Origin of the sequence: Achromobacter ruhlandii (genome assembly GCF_902859695.1) — a bacterium.
Classification (GTDB): domain Bacteria; phylum Pseudomonadota; class Gammaproteobacteria; order Burkholderiales; family Burkholderiaceae_B; genus Achromobacter; species Achromobacter ruhlandii.
The window spans coordinates 1-1,506 of the sequence record NZ_CADIJL010000079.1; the positions used below are offsets into that span (position 1 = coordinate 1).

Below are 1,506 nucleotides of genomic sequence, written 5' to 3' on the forward strand. Positions count from 1 at the left end.
CCATTCGAGCGAATCTGCTTGATCCTTGGCCTGGCCCGGCCCCGCGGCCAATTTTGCCGATTGATGGATTCGCCGGCGAGCCCACAGGCCGCTCGCACACCACGATCTATTCAGTTGAACGCTGCGACCAGCATGGAAATTGCACCACCGGCGTGGCAAAGCCGCAGGTAGAGATTCGGATCACCGCTAGCTCGCCAACTACGGTCTCATTCGAGGCCAAAGTGGATTACTCCGTTTCGGCAAGGCAGACCATCGGCAATACCAGCGGCGCGAGTTCTTCGACGACCACTATTTCAGTGCCGCAAGCTGACTCGATGCACCGGGTGTACGTGGAGCGGGCCACTTTGAAATACGGAGAGGAGCGACGCCTGGACCTTCCCCACGGTGAATCGCTGATTTTCTGCGCACGCCAAATCCAAGGCCAATTGGGGGACAGCGATCACGCTTGCGAGCCTCCGTCGACTGCGGACCAAGTTAAGGCCATTCCGAAGTTCTAAATCCGCGACCAGAAATGCAAAACGCCCCTGGTTTTGCCCGGGGCGTCTCTTCAGGTCGTACTTGCTACGAGTGTGGCGGAATTTTCGCTTTCCTGTCCGGCCAAGTCAAATCATCAGGCTATTCACTTCGCCGCCGGCGCTCTCAAGCAACCCGATTGGACATTCGCTTCATCGCTTAAAACCATCATGCTCACCCCGGACTTCTTTTCGCAATGTGCTACCTCGTTACGCTCACTAGCGGACGACGTTCAAAAAACTACGCCGCCGCCAAAAATGGAAGTCACTCTCGCGTATTCCGATTTTTGCGAGTCATTTCCCGAAGCTCAGACGGGGGAATTAGTCAGATGGGCTGGCAAAGGAACCGTGATTTACCGATTCGCCATTCGACATGGCCGCGAGCAATCCTCCGTTTTGGAGCGATTCAACGGCTGTAAGTCGCGGGAGAAAGATCTGGCGACGCAGGCAGGAATCAAACCAAGAGCATACTGTAGGGCAAATCAAGCGTCCTCGACGCTCTATGTCGGCAGCTCCCGGAATCTGGAAAGCCGGTTGCGGCAACACTTCGGCTACAAAGATAGAACCACATATTCGATGCAACTAACGCATTGGCTGCAACCAGGAGATATTGAACAGATCCATTTGTCAGTCTGGCACTGTGAAGGAATTCATGCAGTAGCGGTCCAGGCAATGGAGGATCATTTGTGGGATGTCGAGAGACCTATGCTTGGCAAAAGAGGGGGACGCTAGCCGCGCACCTCGCGAGCTGATTGCTGGACGATCGCGGCACCCACCATCGCCGGTGCCAAAGCATCTAGAGCTCCCGCCCTTTCCTGCATGGCCAGCCGTCGATAGGCCTGCAACACGTCGTGCAGCGTCGATTTCGGGACATCAAATCGATCCGACAGGTCACGAATACGCGGTCGACCTCGTAGTATCCGGCAAACAAGCATATCGGTCACCAAGCGCTCCCGCCCCTTGGCCGAGGGGTTAAGCCACTCGGAAACGGCGC

At 56.2% G+C, this 1,506-nt stretch carries 2 protein-coding genes and 1 pseudogene; 2 read left to right on the forward strand and 1 reads right to left on the reverse strand.

Annotation, left to right across the window (positions count from 1 at the left end; genetic code table 11):
- A partial coding sequence (locus HV742_RS32175) for a hypothetical protein (protein WP_217482436.1) occupies positions 1–497 on the forward strand: 497 nt, incomplete at its 5' end.
- Between the two features lie 72 nt (positions 498–569).
- Entirely contained in the window at positions 570–1,244 is a 675-nt protein-coding gene (locus HV742_RS32005) for a GIY-YIG nuclease family protein (protein ID WP_175147283.1), read from the forward strand.
- Here the strand turns inward: HV742_RS32005 and HV742_RS32010 are convergent.
- Positions 1,241–1,506 (reverse strand): annotated as a pseudogene (locus tag HV742_RS32010) (hypothetical protein); the annotation flags it as partial. The gene HV742_RS32005 and the pseudogene HV742_RS32010 sit on opposite strands and share 4 nt — an antisense overlap.